We start from the raw sequence: 18,272 nt of genomic DNA on the forward strand, positions 1-18,272 counted from the left end.
ATCCGTCATGCGCAGCTGCACCAGCAACACGCGGGTATCACCGCTCAGGCGTAACACCGCACAAGATTTACCAAGGGGCGCTTCGGCGTCCCTTCTTTCTTTTCCCGTTCGGATCCCCCGGATCTTCCGGATCCTTTTCCGCTCGGAAGCTGCGCAGGACCCGCCCCCGGCATACACCCCTTCCCTTACCGTCTGATGTGCCCTGCACCTTCATCAGCGAAACCGAGAGCGAAAGGTAGAGTCCGGCGGCGTGCACCTCAAGGCCCTGACCCTGCGTGGTTTCAAATCGTTCGCCTCCGCCACGACGCTGCGGTTCGAACCCGGCATCACATGCGTCGTCGGCCCCAATGGGTCCGGCAAGTCCAATGTGGTGGACGCGCTCTCCTGGGTCATGGGGGAACAGGGCGCCAAATCCCTGCGCGGCGGCAAGATGGAAGACGTGATCTTCGCCGGCACCACCGGGCGGCCGCCGCTCGGCAGGGCCGAAGTGTCGCTGACCATCGACAATTCCGACGGCGCACTGCCCATCGAGTACGCCGAAGTGACGATCACTCGGATCATGTTCCGCAATGGCGGCAGCGAGTACCAGATCAATGGCGACACCTGCCGGCTCCTGGACATCCAGGAACTCCTCTCGGACTCCGGTATCGGCCGAGAGATGCATGTCATCGTCGGTCAGGGACAGCTGGACTCCGTGCTCCACGCCGATCCGATGGGCCGTCGCGCCTTCATCGAGGAAGCCGCGGGTGTGCTCAAGCACCGCAAGCGCAAGGAGAAGGCGCTGCGGAAGCTGGACGCGATGGGCGCCAACCTCGCCCGCGTCCAGGACCTCACCGACGAGCTTCGGCGGCAGCTGAAACCGCTCGGCCGGCAGGCCGCCGTGGCGCGCCGGGCCGCCGTGATCCAGGCCGATCTGCGCGATGCCAAACTGCGGCTGCTCGCCGACGACCTGGTGCGGCTGCGCACGGCGCTGCGCAGCGAGATCGCCGACGAGGCGGCGCTCAAGCAGCGCCGGGAGGCCGCGGAGGCGGAACTCAAGGCGGCCCTGGCACGCGAGGCGGAGCTGGAGGACGAGGTACGGCGGCTGACGCCGCGGCTCCAGCGGGCCCAGCAGACCTGGTACGAGCTGTCCCAGCTGGCCGAGCGGGTGCGCGGCACGATCTCGCTGGCCGGCGCCCGGGTGAAGAGCGCCTCCGCCCCTCCGGAGGAGGAGCGGCGCGGGCGCGACCCGGAGGACATGGAGCGCGAGGCGGCCCGGATCCGCGAGCAGGAGGCGGAGCTGACGGCCGCGCTGGAGGCGGCGGAACACGCGCTGGAGGACACCGCGGCCCACCGTGCCGAACTGGAACGGGAGTTGGCGGCCGAGGAGCGCAGGCTCAAGGACGCCGCCCGTGCCATCGCGGACCGCCGCGAGGGGCTTGCCCGGCTGAACGGCCAGGTCAACGCGGCTCGTAGCCGTGCCGGTTCGGCCCAGGCCGAGATCGACCGGCTGGCCGCCTCCCGGGACGAGGCGCAGGAGCGGGCGGTCGCCGCCCAGGAGGAGTACGAGCAGCTCAAGGCCGAGGTGGAGGGCCTGGACGCCGGTGATCAGGAGCTCGGTGAGCAGCACGATGCCGCCAAGCGGGCACTCGCCGAGGCGGAGGCGGCGCACTCCGCGGCCCGGGAGGCGGCCACCGCCGCGGAACGGAAGCGGGCGGCGGTGGCGGCCCGCCACGAGGCGCTGGCCCTCGGTCTGCGCCGCAAGGACGGCACGGGCGCGCTGCTCGGAGCGCAGGACCGGCTGTCGGGGCTGCTCGGTCCGGCGGCGGAGCTCCTGACGGTGGCGCCGGGGCACGAGGTGGCGGTGGCGGCGGCACTGGGCGCGGCGGCGGACGCGGTCGCGGTGACGGACCCGGCCACGGCGGCGGAGGCGATCCGGCTGCTGCGCAAGCAGGACGCGGGGCGGGCCGCGCTGCTGCTGGGCGGGGTGCGCGCCGGAGTCCCCGATCAGGGGGGTGCCCCTGACGGTGGTGCTGGTGGGGCTGTTGACTCCGGTGGTGCTGGTGGTGCGGGGGATCCCGGTAGCGCCGGTGACGCCGATGCGGCTGTTGTGGATGCGGCTGTTGTGCATGTGCCGGGGCAGGCGCAGGGGCGCGGTGAGGTGGGCGCGGCGCTCGTGGGCGCTCAGGGCGCGGCCGTTGCCTTGGGCGGGGCGCCCGCCGTGGCCGACCTCGTCCGCGGGCCCGTCGAACTGATGGGCGCCGTGCGCAGGCTGGTGCGGGACATGGTGGTGGTCGGCACCCTGGAGGACGCCGAGGACCTCGTCGCCGTACACCCGGAACTGACGGCCGTGACGGCCGTGGGGGACATCCTCTCGGCGCACTTCGCGCACGGCGGTTCCGCCGGGGCGCCGAGCCTCCTCGAAGTCCAGGCCTCCGTCGACGAGGCCGCGGCCCAGCTGGAGGAACTGGCCGTGCGGTGCGCCGAACTCACCGAGGCGCAGCGGATCGAGGGGGAGCGGCGCCGGGCCGGTGCCGCGCTGGTCGAGGAGCTGGGCGAGCGGCGCCGGGCCGCCGAGCGGGAGAAGTCCGGGGTGTCCCAGCAGCTGGGGCGGCTGGCCGGTCAGGCCCGTGGCGCGGCGGGCGAGGCCGAGCGGATGACGGCGTCGGCCGCCCGCGCACAGGAGGCGCTGGAGCGGGCGACGGAGGAGGCCGAGGAGCTGGCCGAGCGGCTGCTCGTCGCCGAGGAGATGCCGGTCGAGGAGGAGCCGGACACCTCCGTACGGGACCGGCTCGCCGCCGACGGTGCCAATGCCCGGCAGACCGAGATGGAGGCCCGGCTCCAGGCACGTACCCACGAGGAGCGGGTCAAGGCGCTGGCCGGCCGCGCCGACTCCCTCGACCGGGGCGCCCGCGCCGAGCGGGAGGCCCGTGCCCGCGCCGAGCGGCGCCGGGCCCGGCTGCGGCACGAGGCGGCGGTGGCCTCCGCCGTCGAGTCCGGTGCCCGTCAGCTGCTCGCGCACGTCGAGGTGTCCGTCGTACGGGCCGAGCAGGAGCGGGCCGTGGCCGAGGCGGCCAAGGCGGAGCGGGAGCGGGAGCTGGCGGCCGAGCGCGGCCGGGGCCGCGACCTCAAGGGCGAGCTGGACAAGCTCACCGACTCCGTACACCGGGGCGAGGTCCTCGGCGCCGAGAAGCGGCTGCGGATAGAGCAACTGGAGGCGAAGGCGCTGGAGGAGCTGGGCGTCGAGCCGGCCGGGCTGGCCGCCGAGTACGGCCCCGACCAGCTCGTACCGCCGTCACCCGCCGCCGAGGGGGAGGAGCTGCCGCAGGACCCGGAGCATCCGCGCAACCGGCCGAAGCCGTTCGTCAGGGCCGAGCAGGAGAAGCGGCTCAAGTCGGCCGAACGGGCGTATCAGCAACTCGGGAAGGTGAATCCGCTCGCCCTGGAGGAGTTCTCGGCGCTGGAGGAGCGGCACAAGTTCCTCTCCGAGCAGCTCGAAGACCTGAAGAAGACCCGGGCCGATCTGATACAGGTCATCAAGGAGGTCGACGAGCGGGTCGAGCAGGTGTTCACGGAGGCGTACCGGGACACGGCCCGCGAGTTCGAGGGCGTCTTCTCGCGGCTCTTCCCGGGCGGCGATGGCCGGCTCATCCTGACCGACCCGGACAACATGCTCGCCACCGGTGTGGACGTCGAGGCGAGGCCGCCCGGCAAGAAGGTCAAGCGGCTCTCGCTGCTGTCCGGCGGCGAACGCTCGCTCACGGCGGTGGCGTTGCTGGTCTCCATCTTCAAGGCCCGGCCGAGCCCGTTCTATGTGATGGACGAGGTCGAGGCGGCGCTCGACGACACCAATCTCCAGCGGCTGATCCGGATCATGGAGGAGCTCCAGGAGAGCTCGCAGCTCATCGTGATCACGCACCAGAAGCGGACGATGGAGGTCGCCGACGCGCTGTACGGCGTCTCGATGCAGGGCGACGGGGTCTCCAAGGTCATCAGCCAGCGCCTGCGCTGAGCCCCTGTCCGGCCCCGCCCGCACGGCGGGCCGTGCTTGAGGACCTCAAGTGGTGGCGGCCGGGAAGTTGTGTGCCACTTGGAAGGGTCCGTCCCCACACCTGACGACGCGGCCAGGCATCAGGAGTTCATGTGACCAGCACCTCGCAGGGACCGGCGTCCGGAGCCCGAGCGGCCCATCCGGACCACCTCGGCCATGTCATCTTCATCACCGCGGCCGCCGCGATGGGCGGCTTCCTGTTCGGCTACGACAGCTCCGTCATCAACGGCGCCGTCGAGGCGATCCGCAGCCGTTACGACATCGGCTCGGGAACGCTCGCCCAGGTCATCGCCATCGCCCTGATCGGCTGCGCGATCGGTGCGGCCACCGCGGGGCGCATCGCCGACCGCATCGGCCGGATCCGGTGCATGCAGATCGCCTCCGTGCTCTTCACCATCAGCGCCGTCGGCTCCGCGCTCCCGTTCGCCCTCTGGGACCTGGCGATGTGGCGCATCATCGGCGGCTTCGCCATCGGCATGGCCTCGGTGATCGGCCCGGCGTACATCGCGGAGGTCTCGCCGCCCGCCTACCGGGGCCGGCTCGGCTCCTTCCAGCAGGCGGCGATCGTCGTCGGCATCGCCATCTCCCAGCTGGTCAACTACGGCATTCTGCAGCTCGCCGACGGTGACCAGCGGGGCAGGATCGGCGGGCTGGAGGCCTGGCAGTGGATGCTCGGCGTCATGGTCGTCCCGGCCGTCCTGTACGGGCTGCTGTCCCTCGCGATCCCCGAGTCGCCCCGGTTCCTGATCTCGATCGGCAAGAAGGAGCGGGCCCGCAAGATCCTGGAGGAGGTCGAGGGCAGGAACGTCGACCTCGACGCCAGGGTGACCGAGATCGAGACCGCCATGCACCGCGAGCACAAGTCCACCTTCAAGGACCTGCTCGGCAGCCGCTTCGGCTTCCTGCCGATCGTCTGGGTCGGCATCGGCCTGTCGGTCTTCCAGCAACTCGTCGGCATCAACGTGGCGTTCTACTACTCGGCGACGCTCTGGCAGTCCGTCGGCATCGACCCGACCGACTCGTTCTTCTACTCGTTCACCACCTCCATCATCAACATCATCGGTACGGTCATCGCGATGGTGCTGGTGGACCGGGTGGGCCGCAGGCCGCTCGCCCTGGCGGGCTCGACCGGCATGGCCATCGCCCTCGCCTTCGAGGCCTGGGCCTTCTCCGCCGACCTGGTCGACGGCAAACTGCCCAGTCCCCAGGGCGCGGTGGCGCTGATCGCGGCCCATGTGTTCGTGCTCTTCTTCGCCCTGTCGTGGGGCGTCGTCGTCTGGGTCTTCCTCGGCGAGATGTTCCCCAACAGGATCCGCGCCGCCGCGCTCGGCGTCGCCGCGTCCGCGCAGTGGATCGCCAACTGGGCGATCACCGCGAGCTTCCCGAGCCTGTCCGACTGGAACCTGTCGGGCACGTACATCATCTACGCCTGCTTCGCCACGCTCTCGATCCCCTTCGTGCTCAAGTTCGTGAAGGAGACCAAGGGCAAGGCGCTGGAGGAGATGGGCTGACCCCCGCGTCCCTGCTGCCAGGGGTCAGCGTGCGATCGCGTCGCAGAACAGCCGCAGACTGCGCCACCCCTCCTCGACCGGCATCCCGCCGCACAACGGATGCAGCACCAGGCTGTCCAGCTCCGCGGCCGACGCGGCGCACTCGTCGGGCGTGACGACCCGGTAGACCCCCTCGGCCCGCAGCTCCGTCACCGTCGTCGCCGCCGAACGCACTGCGGAGCGGATGTCCTTGGACTGCCAGGAGGCGTACGTACGTGCCTCGTGCAGGAAGTGCTCGCCGTACTCGGCCCAGGTCCGGTCCGGGTCCTCGGACACATGCAGCAGCGGTGTCTCGGCGGCGGGCATCATGCAGAAGCCGTCCGTCCCGAACTCGGCGCGCAGCTCCTGGTAGTACGCCTCGATCTGAGGCAGATGCGCGCTCGGGAAGAACGGCAGCCCGAGCCGGGCCGCCCGCCGGGCCGCCGCCCGCGAGCTGCCGCCCACCAGCAGCATCGGATGCGGCTGGGTGTACGGGCGAGGCGTGACCCTGACCGTACGGCCCCGGTAGGGGAACGGCTCCCCGGTCCAGGCCAGCAGCAGCGTCTCCAGCAGCTCGTCCTGGAGCCTGCCGCGCCTGCCCCATTCGACCCCCGCCTGTTCGTACTCCTCGGGCCGGTAGCCGATCCCCGCCACCGTGACCAGCCGGCCGGCGCTCAGCAGGTCGAGGACCGCGATGTCCTCGGCCAGCCGCAGCGGGTCGTGCAGCGGGCCGATGATCGCCGAGACGGTGACCGCGATCCGGCGGGTGGCACCGAAGACCGAGCCGGCGAAGACGAAGGGCGAGGGCAGCCAGGAGTTGGCGGCGCCGTGGTGCTCCTCGGTCTGCACGGTGTCGACGGCGTGCTCGTCGGCGTACGCGGCCATCTCCAGCGCGGCGCGGTAGCGGGCCGAGAGCGACTCGGGGGTGGCATCGGGATCGACCAGGTTGAACCGGACCACTGTGAAGGCCATGAGACTTGTCCCCATCGTCGGCGGGCGCGGCGAGGCGGGACAGTAACTGACGTAGCGTCAGAAGTGTAGGGGTGTGTCGTCGCCGGGCCCGTCGCGCTCGCCCCCGGCCCGTCCGGCGGAACGCGGCAGGACCGCGTACAGAGTGGCGGAGACGGTGATCGTGGCCGCCCAGCCCAGCCCCTGGCGCCCGATCCAGGTGGCGGCGAGCGGCCCGTCGAACCACTGCACTCCGGTGAAGAGGAGACCCGTCGCCAGCCCCGCGGCCCACGCGGCCACGGCCGGTACGGCGAAGCCCGCGGTGTACCAGTAGGCGCTGGTCGGCGTGGTGTCCAGGAGCGCCGCCGGATCGTACGTGCGGCCCCGCAGCAGATCCACGGCGAAGACCCCGATCCACGCGGAGAACGTCACGGCGAGCAGCGTCAGGAACGAGACGAAGGAATCCAGGAAGCCCGCGGCCGTGAGCATCAGGGTCGCGCCCAGGAACAGGCTGATGGCGGCGTTCACGCCGACCGCCCAGGTGCGCGGAATCCTGAATCCCAGCGTCTGCGCGGTGAATCCGGCCGAATACAGCGACATCGAGTTGATCAGCACCATGCCGACCACGGCGAACAGCAGATACGGCACCGAGAGCCAGCCGGGCAGCAGCGGGCCGATGAACGCGATCGGGTCGCGGGTGACGGCCAGACCCGGTGCGGCGACCGCCATCACGGCTCCCATCAGCACCATCGGTACGTACACGATCCCGGCGCCGCCCACGGTTGCCCCGATCATCGCCCGGCCGGACGCCGTGTGCGGCAGATAGCGGGCGAAGTCGGGGCCGGACGGGGCCCAGCTGAGCCCGCCGGCCGCCAGGGTGCCGACCCCGGCGACCATCATCGTCACCGGTCCGGCGGGCCTGCCCAGCGCGTCCCGCCAGTCGGTCGAGCCGACCAGACGGACCAGCACGAGCACACTGACGCCGCCGAAGAGATACGCCGACCAGGTGCAGCACACCCGCAGCGCACCCAGACCCAGCCCCGACACCAGGCAGCTGCATCCCACGAAGGCGAGCAGGGTCACCAGGGTCAGCCGGTGGCTGCCCGTGACGCCGAAGAGCAGATCCAGCACGGCGAGCACCGCGTAGGTGCCGGTGACCGCGTTCACGGTCTCCCAGCCCCAGCGGGCGACCCAGGTCAGGGCGCCGGGCAGCAGATTGCCGCGCTGGCCGAAGACGGCCCGCGAGAGCGCCATGCCGGGGGCCCCGCCCCGTCTGCCCGCGATCGAGACCAGGCCGACCAGCCCGAAGCCGATCACCGAGGCCGTGAGCGCGACCGCGAGCACCTGCCAGAGATTGAGCCCGTTGAAGACGATGAGGCCGGCGCCGACGGTGAGCAGGAGCACGGTCAGGTTCGCGCCGACCCAGGTGGGGAAGAGGGTCCGGACCCGGCCGGTGCGTTCGTTGTCGGGGACGGGCTCCAGGCCGCGGGTCTCCACAGGCAGGATCGTACCTTTACCGCCAAAAGGTGCATAACGGCTGAGGGGAAACTCGGCGGATCCTTCGGGGCGGCCCCGTCGGGCGGACGTGACTGATACTGGGTGGGTTATGGAATTCGTCATCCTTGCTGTAGTCATCGCCCTGGTCGCGGTCGGCGTGATCAGCGGGCTCGTGGTCAGCAGCCGCAAGAAGAAGCAGCTGCCCCCGGCACCGTCGAGCACGCCGACCATCACTCCTCCCGCCGAGCCCCATGTCGGCGAGGAAGCCGAGACGCCGCGCGAGGAACCGCGCCGCACCATCGAGGAGGTCGGCCCTCCCGAGGCTCCCGCCGAGGAGGCCCCCGAGGCCGTCGAGCCGGAGGCGCCCGCCGCCCCCGCCCTCGAAGTGCCCGAGCCCACCGCCGGCCGGCTGGTACGGCTGCGCGCCCGGCTCGCCCGCTCGCAGAACTCCCTCGGCAAGGGGCTGCTCACGCTCCTGTCCCGCGACAACCTCGACGAGGACACCTGGGAGGAGATCGAGGACACCCTCCTCACCGCCGATGTCGGCGTCGCGCCCACCCAGGAACTGGTGGAGCGGCTCCGCGAGCGCGTCCGCGTGCTCGGCACCCGTACCCCCGAGGAGCTGCGCGCGCTGCTGCGCGAAGAGCTCCTCAACCTGCTCGGCACCGACTTCGACCGCGCGGTCAAGACGGAGAGCGGCCTCGACACCCCCGGCGTCGTGATGGTCGTCGGCGTCAACGGAACCGGCAAGACCACCACCACCGGCAAGCTGGCCCGGGTGCTCGTCGCCGACGGCCGCAGCGTCGTGCTCGGCGCGGCCGACACCTTCCGGGCGGCCGCCGCCGACCAGCTCCAGACCTGGGGCGAGCGCGTCGGCGCCCGCACCGTGCGCGGCCCCGAGGGCGGCGACCCCGCCTCGATCGCCTTCGACGCGGTGAAGGAGGGCATCGCCGAGGGCGCCGATGTGGTCCTCATCGACACCGCCGGACGGCTGCACACGAAGACCGGGCTGATGGACGAGCTCGGCAAGGTCAAGCGGGTCGTCGAGAAGCACGGACCGCTCGACGAGGTGCTGCTCGTCCTCGACGCCACGACCGGGCAGAACGGTCTGGTGCAGGCCCGGGTGTTCGCCGAGGTCGTGGACATCACCGGCATCGTGCTCACCAAGCTGGACGGCACCGCCAAGGGCGGCATCGTCATCGCCGTCCAGCGCGAGCTGGGCGTGCCGGTGAAGCTCGTCGGTCTCGGCGAGGGACCGGACGACCTGGCCCCGTTCGAGCCGGAGGCGTTCGTGGACGCCCTGATCGGGGACTGACCCCGTACGCCGTACACGAGGAGCCCGACCGCGCGACACCGCAGCGGCCGGGCTCCTCGGCGTCGGGGAGTGTCCGGAGTGCTCAGCCGCAGAGCGGCGCGCGATGACAGCTGTAGGCCAGCGTGCCCAGCAGCAGCCGGGCCTGCGGCGGCGCGGTCGCCGTGTCCAGCTCCGGCGGGCGCAGCCACCGGACCGGGCCCAGGCCGCCCTCGTCGGACGGTGGGGCGGTGATGTGGCACCCCGGGCCCAGCGCCCGCAGGTCCAGCCCCGCGTCGTCCCAGCCCATCCGGTACAGCAGCTGCGGAAGCTCGGCGGCGGCGCCCGGGGCCACGAAGAACTGCGCCCGCCCGCCCGGGGTCACCGCGACCGGGCCGAGCGGCAGACCCATCCGCTCCATCCGCACCAGGGCCCGGCGCCCCGCCGCCTCGGCGACATCGAGCACGTCGAAGGTGCGCCCCACCGGCAGCAGCATCGAGGCGCCCGGCGTCCGGGCCCATGCGTCGGCGGCCGTGTCGAGCGTGGCGCCGGCGGGAACCTCGGGGGCGAAGTCCAGCGGATGGGCACCGGGGGAGGGGCAGGACGACTGTCCGCAGGAGCAGCGTCCGGCCGCGGCCCGCGCACCCGGCACGACGGCCCAGCCCCACAGCCCCGTGCACTCGGCCACTGCCGTGTACTCGGCCGCACGGCCGCGGCGCCGTGAGCCGGTGCGCATCTCGCGGATGCCGCCGATCGTGAAGCCCATGCCCCCTCCAACGGGTCCGACTCGCCGGTGGTTACGACGCGCACCGGAGTCGTGATGCACCGCCGCCGTCGGCGATCCGGAGTACGCCGGTGGTATTCGGGGTTGTGCGCCATTCTTCGCGCGCCCTGTTCGGCATCACTGCGCCCCTTGTGGATCGCCGTGTGTCAAGTGAATCGCGCCCGACGGTGGTGGCGTTCATTCGAAGGGGTGGCGAATGGTGGCGTTTCTGCAATCGCCCTCGCCCGGGGGGTGATCGTAGGATTACCGTCGGTACACGAACCATGGAAGTATGTGCGCCCGTGGGTATGCCGGAGGCAACCCGATTTCATGTTCGATGGTGCGCGACCTCCGCATGGGCGGCATCCGCTCAGGGCATTCTGGTATTGGTTCGCGCGACAGGTATTCGGCGGGATGGGGGCGTTCCAGTGAGTGGCAGCGGCGCAGGCGATTCGAATGCCGGCAAGCGCCCCAACGGGCAATTGAGCTCATGGTTCGTGCGAAGCGGCTGGTCGAAGGGCGAGCTGGCGCGCCAGGTCAACCGCCGCGCGCGGCAGATGGGCGCCCACCACATCAGCACCGACACCTCCCGGGTGCGGCGCTGGCTCGACGGCGAGCAGCCGCGCGAGCCGATCCCGCGCATCCTCTCCGAGCTCTTCTCGGAGCGCTTCGGCTCCGTCGTCGCCATCGAGGACCTCGGACTGCGCTCCGCGCACCAGTCGCCGTCCGTGTCCGGCGTCGACCTGCCCTGGGCGGGCCCGCAGACCGTCGCCCTGCTCAGCGAGTTCTCCCGCAGCGACCTGATGCTCGCCCGCCGGGGATTCCTCGGCTCCTCGCTCGCCCTGGCCGCCGGCCCCGCGCTCATCGAGCCCATGCAGCGCTGGCTGGTCCCCGTCGCCACCGCCGGCCCCGTCGAACCGGACCCGGCGGCGGCGCGCCGCCCCTCCAGGCTCTCCGGCCCGGAGCTCGATCTGCTGGAGTCCACCACCGCGATGTTCCGCCAGTGGGACGCGCAGTGCGGCGGCGGGCTGCGCCGCAAGGCCGTCGTCGGACAGCTCCACGAGGTCACCGACCTGCTCCAGGAACCGCAGCCCGAGGCCACCGCCAAGCGGCTCTTCCGGTGCGCCGCCGAGCTGGCCGAGCTGGCGGGCTGGATGAGCTACGACGTGGGCCTGCAGCCCACCGCTCAGAAGTACTTCGTCCTCGCGCTGCACGCCTCCAAGGAGGCCGGTGACAAACCGCTGGGCTCGTACATCCTGTCCAGCATGAGCCGTCAGATGATCCACCTCGGACGGCCCGACGACGCCCTCGAACTGATCCACCTCGCGCAGTACGGCAGCCGGGACTGCGCCACCCCGCGCACCCAGGCCATGCTGTATGCGATGGAGGCCCGCGCGTACGCCAACATGGGCCAGCCCAGCAAGTGCAAACGAGCCGTCCGGATGGCCGAGGACACCTTCCTCGACGTGGGCATCGACGGTGAGCCCGAGCCCGACTGGATCCGCTTCTTCTCGGAGGCCGAGCTCAACGGCGAGAACTCCCACTCCTACCGGGACCTCGCCTATGTGGCGGGCCGCAGCCCCACGTACGCCTCGCTCGCCGAGCCCCTGATGGAGAAGGCCGTCCAGCTCTTCGGCGACGACGACGAGCACCAGCGCTCCTACGCGCTCAACCTGATCGGTCTCGCCACCGTGCACCTCCTCAAGCGCGAGCCCGAACAGTCCACGGTGCTGGCCGAGAAGGCCCTGCGCGTCGCCAGGAAGATCCGCTCCGAGCGCGTCAACACCCGGCTCCGCAAGACCGTCGACACCGCCGCCAGGGACTTCGGGGACATCCCCGATGTCGCCAGGCTCACCGATCTCCTCACCGAACAGCTGCCGGAGACAGCCGAAGCGGTCTGAGCAGCACCCCCGGCCCCGGCCACGGCGACCACCCCGCACAGACCGACTTCGGCTCCCCCGATTGCCAGGTCAGCGGATGGTCGGCGTGGCCGGTTCGCGTTGGGGTGCCCGTGGGGGAGAGTCGTAACCGCACCGTATGCGGCCCCGGCCGCGGGACCGGCCCGACGCCGGTCACGCCACCGCCGGTTCATGGCGACGTAACACACCGGACCTCTTCGTCACCACGGTGAAACACCGTGCGGCATCGGTGGAAACCGCACCGGGCGAATCTCTTGCCCATAACCGGCCCGCACCTTTTCCCCAGTGGTCCCGCACGTGGTGCCGCTCCCATCGCCCGCACGCGGCCGCACCGACGACGAGGAGACGCCGATGCCCCCAGGCATCACGACGCTTGCCGCAGACACCCCGACACTGTCTGCCGCCAACACCGGGTTCATGCTGATCTGCTCCGCCCTGGTGATGTTGATGACCCCGGCCCTGGCCTTCTTCTACGGAGGCATGGTCCGCGTCAAGAGCACCCTCAACATGCTGATGATGAGCTTCATCAGCCTCGGGATCGTCACCATCCTGTGGGTGCTCTTCGGGTTCAGCCTCGCCTTCGGCACCGACATCGGCTCCGTCGTCGGCTGGAGCTCGGACTACCTCGGGCTCAGCGGGATCGGCGTCACCCAGCTCTGGGACGGCTACACGATCCCGGTCTACGTCTTCGCCGTCTTCCAGCTGATGTTCGCCGTGCTCACCCCGGCCCTGATCAGCGGCGCCCTCGCCGACCGGGTCAAATTCACCTCGTGGGCCCTGTTCATCACCCTCTGGGTCACCGTCGTCTACTTCCCCGTCGCCCACTGGGTCTGGGGCGCGGGCGGCTGGCTGTTCGAGATGGGCGTCATCGACTTCGCGGGCGGTACGGCCGTCCACATCAACGCGGGTGCGGCGGCGCTCGGCGTGATCCTCGTCATCGGCAAGCGCGTCGGCTTCAAGAAGGACCCGATGCGGCCGCACAGCCTGCCGCTCGTCATGCTCGGCGCCGGTCTGCTCTGGTTCGGCTGGTTCGGCTTCAACGCCGGCTCGTGGCTCGGCAACGACGACGGTGTCGGCGCGGTGATGTTCGTCAACACCCAGGTCGCCACCGCCGCCGCGATGCTCGCCTGGCTCGGCTACGAGAAGCTCCGCCACGGCTCCTTCACCACCCTCGGCGCCGCCTCCGGCGCGGTCGCCGGGCTCGTCGCCATCACCCCGTCGGGCGGCGCGGTCAGCCCGCTCGGCGCCATCGCGGTCGGCGCGATCGCCGGTGTGCTCTGCGCCATGGCCGTCGGACTGAAGTACCGCTTCGGCTACGACGACTCCCTGGACGTGGTCGGCGTCCACCTCGTCGGCGGTATCGCAGGCTCCCTCCTCGTCGGCCTCTTCGCCACCGGCGGCGTCCAGTCCGAGGCGAAGGGCCTCTTCTACGGCGGTGGCCTCGAACAGCTCGGCAAGCAGGCCGTCGGGGTCCTCGCCGTCCTCGCGTACTCTCTGGTCGTCTCCGCGATCCTGGCCTTCCTGCTGGACCGGACGATCGGGATGCGGGTTCCCGAGGACGACGAGATCTCCGGCATCGACCAGGTCGAACACGCCGAGACGGCGTACGACTTCAGCGGCGCGGGCGGCGGCGCGGCCCCGCGCACCACGAGCTCCGCACCGGGCAGCACGGCAGCAGCGAAGACGAAGAAGGTGGACGCATGAAGCTCATCACCGCGGTCGTGAAGCCACACCGGCTGGACGAGATCAAGGAGGCCCTCCAGGCCTTCGGCGTCCAGGGCCTCACGGTCACCGAGGCCAGCGGATACGGCCGCCAGCGCGGCCACACCGAGGTCTACCGGGGCGCCGAGTACACCGTCGACCTCGTACCCAAGATCCGGATCGAGGTCCTGGTCGAGGACGAGGACTCCGAACAGCTCATCGACCTCGTCGTGAAGGCAGCCCGTACCGGCAAGATCGGTGACGGCAAGGTCTGGAGCGTGCCGGTCGAGACCGCGGTCCGGGTACGGACGGGCGAACGCGGCCCGGACGCACTCTGACCGAGGCTCCTGAAGGCCGATGGTTCCGAAGCGCCGACGGTCCTGAAGACCGGCGGTCCCGGAACACCGACGGTCCCGAAACGAAAGGCAGCCGGGTGACGAGCACCGAGACCACCACCGAATCCGCAGACTCCGAACCCGGCGGCTACGCGGCGGCCCGGCTGCGCCTTCTCCAGGAGGAGGCGCGGTCCGGGCCGCCGCGCCGTGCGGCCCTCGCCTCGCTCACCGACGACTGGCTCACCGCGCTGTTCACCACCGCAGCCGCGGAGAGCGGCGTCCACGGCACCGCCCTCGTCGCCGTCGGCGGCTACGGACGCGGTGAACTCTCCCCGCGCAGCGACCTCGACCTGCTGCTCCTGCACGACGGGAACGCCGACCCCGCGGCCGTCGCCGCCCTCGCCGACCGGGTCTGGTACCCCGTCTGGGACCTCGGCCTCGCCCTCGACCACTCCGTACGCACCCCCGCCGAGGCGCGCAGGACCGCGGCCGAGGACCTCAAGGTCCAGCTCGGACTGCTCGACGCCCGGCCCGTCGCCGGAGACCTCGGGCTCGTAGCCGCGATGCGCACCGCGGTCCTCGCCGACTGGCGCAACCAGGCCCCCAAGCGCCTGCCCGCACTCCACGAACTCTGCCGCGAACGCGCCGAGCGCCGGGGCGAGCTGCAATTCCTCCTCGAACCCGACCTCAAGGAGGCCCGCGGCGGACTGCGGGACGCCACCGCGCTGCGTGCCGTCGCCGCGTCCTGGGTCGCCGACGCCCCCCGCGAAGGGCTCGCCGAGGCCCGCCGCATCCTCCTCGACGCCCGGGACGCCCTCCACCTCACCACCGGCCGCGCCACCGACCGCCTCGCCCTCCAGGAACAGGACCAGGTCGCGGGCGCCCTCGGACTCCTCGACGCGGACGCCCTGCTCCGCCAGGTCTACGAGGCCGCCCGCACCATCTCGTACGCCACCGACGTCACCTGGCGCGAGGTCGACCGGGTCCTGCGTGCCCGGTCCGTGCGCCCCCGGCTGCGCGCGATCCTCGGCGGCGGCAGGTCGGCCGCCCCGGAACGCACCCCGCTCGCCGAGGGCGTCGTCGAGGCCGACGGCGAAGTGGTCCTCGCCCGCACCGCCCGCCCCGAACGCGACCCGGTCCTGGTGCTGCGCGCCGCCGCCGCGGCCGCCCAGTCCGAGCTCCCGCTCTCCCGCCACGTCGTACGCCGGCTCGCCACCGCCGCGCAGCCACTGCCGGTGCCCTGGCCCGCCGAGGCCCGTGAGGAACTCGTCACCCTCCTCGGCGCAGGTGAGGCCACCGTCCCCGTCTGGGAGGCGCTCGAAGCCGAAGGGCTCATCACCCGGCTGCTCCCGGACTGGGAACGCGTCCACTGCCGCCCCCAGCGCAACCCCGTCCACACCTGGACCGTCGACCGCCACCTCGTCGAAGCGGCCGTCCGCGCCTCCGCCCTCACCCGGCGCGTCGGCCGCCCCGACCTGCTCCTGGTCGCCGCACTGCTGCACGACATCGGCAAGGGCTGGCCCGGCGACCACTCCGCGGCCGGTGAGGTCATCGCCCGGGACACGGCCGCCCGGATCGGCTTCGACCAGCACGACGTGGGCGTCATCGCCACCCTCGTACGCCACCACCTGCTGCTCGTCGAGACCGCCACCCGCCGCGACCTCGACGACCCGGCGACCGTCCGCTCCGTCGCCACCGCCGTCGGCTCCGCCACCACCCTTGAACTCCTGCACGCGCTCACCGAGGCCGACGCGCTCGCCACCGGGCCCGCCGCCTGGTCCTCCTGGCGCGCCTCCCTGGTCGCCGACCTGGTGGGACGCGTCGCCGCCGTGCTCGCCGGCCAGGCCCCCCAGGAACCGGAACCCGCCGCACCCGGCGCCGAACAGGAACGCCTCGCCATCGAGGCCCTGCGCACCGGCGGACCCGTCCTCGCCCTGCACGCCCAGGCCGGGGCCCCGGACGAGGACGGCGAACCGGAACCCGTCGGCGTCGAACTCCACATCGCCCTGCCCGACCGGCCCGGCGTGCTGCCCGCGGCGGCAGGCGTCCTCGCCCTGCACCGCCTCACCGTGCGCGCCGCCGACCTGCGCGCCGTGGAGCTGCCCACCGGACTGGGCGACCCCGCGGACGTGCTGCTGCTCAGCTGGCGGGTCGCGGCCGAGTACGGCTCGCTGCCGCAGGCCGTCCGGCTCCGCGCCGACCTCGTACGCGCCCTGGACGGCTCGCTGGACATCCGGGCCCGGCTCGCCGAGCGCGAGGCCGCCTATCCGCGCCGCCGCGGGGTGAAGGCCCCGCCGCCGAGGGTGACCGTCGCGGCGGCCGGCTCCCGGCTGGCGACGGTGATCGAGGTGCGGGCCCAGGACGCCCCGGGGCTGCTGCACCGGATCGGCCGGGCGCTGGAGCAGAGCGGGGTACGGGTGCGCAGCGCCCATGTGTCGACCCTGGGGGCGAACGCGGTGGACGCCTTCTACGTCACGGACACCGACGGGAAGCCGCTGCCCGGGGAGCGGGCGCTCGCGGTGGCCGACGCGGTGGAGGCGGCGCTCCGGGCGTGACGCGGGAACCGCACGGTGCGGCCCGCCCCGGGATTTCCCGGGCAGGGGGTCATCGTTTCTTCCGGGCCGGATACCCTGGGGTACCGAATCCACTTTGCCCCCGACCCTGAGGACCGACGAGCGCCGTGTTCGATACTCTCTCCGACCGCCTTGCCGCGACTTTCAAGAACCTCAGGGGCAAGGGCCGCTTGTCCGAGGCGGACATCGACGCCACGGCTCGCGAGATCCGTATCGCCCTGCTCGAAGCGGACGTCGCGCTTCCGGTCGTCCGGGCCTTCATCGCCAACGTCAAGGAGCGGGCACGCGGCGCCGAGGTCTCCCAGGCGCTGAACCCCGCCCAGCAGGTCGTCAAGATCGTCAACGAGGAGCTCGTCGGCATCCTCGGCGGCGAGACCCGGCGGCTGCGGTTCGCCAAGAACCCGCCCACCGTGATCATGCTCGCCGGTCTCCAGGGTGCCGGTAAGACCACCCTCGCCGGAAAGCTCGGCCTCTGGCTCAAGGGCCAGGGCCACTCCCCGCTGCTCGTCGCGTGTGACCTCCAGCGCCCCAACGCCGTCAACCAGCTCAGCGTGGTCGCCGACCGCGCCGGCGTCGCGGTGTACGCGCCCGAGCCGGGCAACGGGGTCGGTGACCCGGTCCAGGTCGCCAAGGACTCGATCGAGCACGCCCGGTCCAAGCAGTACGACGTCGTCGTCGTCGACACCGCCGGCCGTCTCGGCATCGACCAGGAGCTGATGCAGCAGGCCGCGGACATCCGTGACGCCGTCAGCCCCGACGAGATCCTCTTCGTCGTCGACGCGATGATCGGCCAGGACGCGGTCAACACCGCCGAGGCATTCCGCGACGGCGTCGGCTTCGACGGCGTGGTGCTCTCCAAGCTCGACGGTGACGCCCGCGGTGGTGCGGCCCTGTCGATCGCCCATGTCACGGGCAAGCAGATCATGTTCGCGTCGAACGGCGAGAAGCTTGAGGACTTCGACGCCTTCCACCCCGACCGGATGGCCTCCCGCATCCTCGACATGGGTGACCTGCTCACCCTGATCGAGCAGGCGGAGAAGACCTTCAGCCAGGAAGAGGCCGCCAAAATGGCCTCCAAGCTGGCGTCCAGCAAGGGCAAGGACTTCACGCTCGACGACTTCCTGGCCCAGATGGAGCAGGTCAGGAAGATGGGCTCCATCTCCAAGCTGCTCGGCATGCTGCCCGGCATGGGGCAGATCAAGGACCAGATCAACAACATCGACGAGCGCGATGTGGACCGCACCGCCGCGATCATCAAGTCGATGACCCCGAAGGAGCGCGCCGAGCCGACGATCATCAACGGCTCGCGCCGGGCCCGTATCGCCAAGGGTTCCGGTGTCGAGGTCAGCGCGGTGAAGAATCTGGTGGAGCGGTTCTTCGATGCGCGCAAGATGATGTCGAAGATGGCCCAGGGCGGCGGCATGCCGGGGATGCCCGGGATGCCGGGCATGGGCGGTGGCCCCGGCCGGCAGAAGAAGCAGGTCAAGCAGGCCAAGGGCAAGCGCAAGAGCGGCAACCCGATGAAGCGCAAGGCCGAGGAGCAGGCCGCGGCGGCCCGCCGCGAGCAGGCGGCGCAGGGCGGCGCGTTCGGCCTGCCGGCCCAGGATGACAAGAACTTCGAGCTGCCGGACGAGTTCAAGAAGTTCATGGGCTGAGCCCGGACCGGTTGAACCCGGACCGAGTCGG

At 71.7% G+C, this 18,272-nt stretch carries 11 protein-coding genes; 8 read left to right on the forward strand and 3 right to left on the reverse strand.

Annotated features, from left to right (window positions below):
* Nucleotides 1-250 precede the first annotated feature (250 nt).
* Both ACFVH0_RS11915 and ACFVH0_RS11920 read left to right on the forward strand, forming a co-directional pair.
* Nucleotides 251-3,991: an AAA family ATPase gene (locus ACFVH0_RS11915; RefSeq protein WP_385819426.1), complete on the forward strand. Its 3,741-nt coding sequence runs from the start codon at nucleotides 251-253 to the stop codon at nucleotides 3,989-3,991.
* Nucleotides 3,992-4,122: 131 nt separating this feature from the next.
* Nucleotides 4,123-5,541 carry a sugar porter family MFS transporter gene (locus tag ACFVH0_RS11920; protein WP_385819427.1) on the forward strand — a complete coding sequence of 473 codons (1,419 nt, stop codon included), beginning with the start codon at nucleotides 4,123-4,125 and terminating at the stop codon, nucleotides 5,539-5,541.
* A gap of 24 nt (nucleotides 5,542-5,565) precedes the next feature.
* Here the strand turns inward: ACFVH0_RS11920 and ACFVH0_RS11925 are convergent, their stop codons facing one another.
* Complete coding sequence (locus ACFVH0_RS11925; RefSeq protein WP_385819428.1) at nucleotides 5,566-6,531, reverse strand: LLM class flavin-dependent oxidoreductase; 966 nt, start codon at nucleotides 6,529-6,531, stop codon at nucleotides 5,566-5,568.
* Between the two features lie 57 nt (nucleotides 6,532-6,588).
* On the reverse strand, nucleotides 6,589-8,004 hold the full coding sequence (locus tag ACFVH0_RS11930; RefSeq protein ID WP_385819429.1) for a purine-cytosine permease family protein: 1,416 nt from the start codon (nucleotides 8,002-8,004) through the stop codon (nucleotides 6,589-6,591).
* A gap of 109 nt (nucleotides 8,005-8,113) precedes the next feature.
* Between ACFVH0_RS11930 and ftsY the strand changes: the two genes are divergently transcribed.
* Nucleotides 8,114-9,319 (forward strand): signal recognition particle-docking protein FtsY, encoded by a 1,206-nt coding sequence (gene ftsY, locus ACFVH0_RS11935; RefSeq protein ID WP_385819430.1) that lies wholly within the window; start codon nucleotides 8,114-8,116, stop codon nucleotides 9,317-9,319.
* A gap of 82 nt (nucleotides 9,320-9,401) precedes the next feature.
* Here the strand turns inward: ftsY and ACFVH0_RS11940 are convergent, their stop codons facing one another.
* Nucleotides 9,402-10,061, reverse strand: coding sequence for a bifunctional DNA primase/polymerase (locus ACFVH0_RS11940; RefSeq protein ID WP_385819431.1), 660 nt, complete (start codon nucleotides 10,059-10,061; stop codon nucleotides 9,402-9,404).
* A gap of 425 nt (nucleotides 10,062-10,486) precedes the next feature.
* On the opposite strand from ACFVH0_RS11940, the gene ACFVH0_RS11945 reads away from it, so the two are divergent.
* The 5 genes from ACFVH0_RS11945 to ffh all read left to right on the forward strand — a co-directional run bounded on the left by ACFVH0_RS11945 (nucleotide 10,487) and on the right by ffh (nucleotide 18,241).
* Nucleotides 10,487-11,959 (forward strand): hypothetical protein, encoded by a 1,473-nt coding sequence (locus tag ACFVH0_RS11945; protein WP_385819432.1) that lies wholly within the window; start codon nucleotides 10,487-10,489, stop codon nucleotides 11,957-11,959.
* A gap of 369 nt (nucleotides 11,960-12,328) precedes the next feature.
* Nucleotides 12,329-13,681 carry an ammonium transporter gene (locus ACFVH0_RS11950; protein ID WP_360547336.1) on the forward strand — a complete coding sequence of 451 codons (1,353 nt, stop codon included), beginning with the start codon at nucleotides 12,329-12,331 and terminating at the stop codon, nucleotides 13,679-13,681.
* The gene (locus tag ACFVH0_RS11955) at nucleotides 13,678-14,016 is read left to right on the forward strand and encodes a P-II family nitrogen regulator (protein WP_124716139.1); all 339 of its coding nucleotides are present in this window, start codon (nucleotides 13,678-13,680) and stop codon (nucleotides 14,014-14,016) included. Before ACFVH0_RS11950 ends, ACFVH0_RS11955 begins: the two co-directional genes overlap by 4 nt.
* 95 nt (nucleotides 14,017-14,111) lie before the next feature.
* Complete coding sequence (locus ACFVH0_RS11960; RefSeq protein WP_385819433.1) at nucleotides 14,112-16,568, forward strand: [protein-PII] uridylyltransferase; 2,457 nt, start codon at nucleotides 14,112-14,114, stop codon at nucleotides 16,566-16,568.
* Nucleotides 16,569-16,693: 125 nt separating this feature from the next.
* Complete coding sequence (gene ffh / locus ACFVH0_RS11965) at nucleotides 16,694-18,241, forward strand: signal recognition particle protein (protein ID WP_385819434.1); 1,548 nt, start codon at nucleotides 16,694-16,696, stop codon at nucleotides 18,239-18,241.
* Nucleotides 18,242-18,272: the final 31 nt, after the last annotated feature.

Source organism: Streptomyces sp. NPDC127117 (assembly GCF_042677325.1).
Lineage (GTDB): Bacteria > Actinomycetota > Actinomycetes > Streptomycetales > Streptomycetaceae > Streptomyces.

Bases quoted from the DNA above. Each gene is read 5' to 3' on its own strand.
- ACFVH0_RS11940 (WP_385819431.1), bottom strand. From the start codon at position 10,061: ATGGGCTTCACGATCGGCGGCATCCGCGAGATGCGCACCGGCTCACGG.
- ftsY (WP_385819430.1), top strand. From the start codon at position 8,114: ATGGAATTCGTCATCCTTGCTGTAGTCATCGCCCTGGTCGCGGTCGGC.
- ACFVH0_RS11925 (WP_385819428.1), bottom strand. From the start codon at position 6,531: ATGGCCTTCACAGTGGTCCGGTTCAACCTGGTCGATCCCGATGCCACC.
- ACFVH0_RS11955 (WP_124716139.1), top strand. From the start codon at position 13,678: ATGAAGCTCATCACCGCGGTCGTGAAGCCACACCGGCTGGACGAGATC.
- ACFVH0_RS11950 (WP_360547336.1), top strand. From the start codon at position 12,329: ATGCCCCCAGGCATCACGACGCTTGCCGCAGACACCCCGACACTGTCT.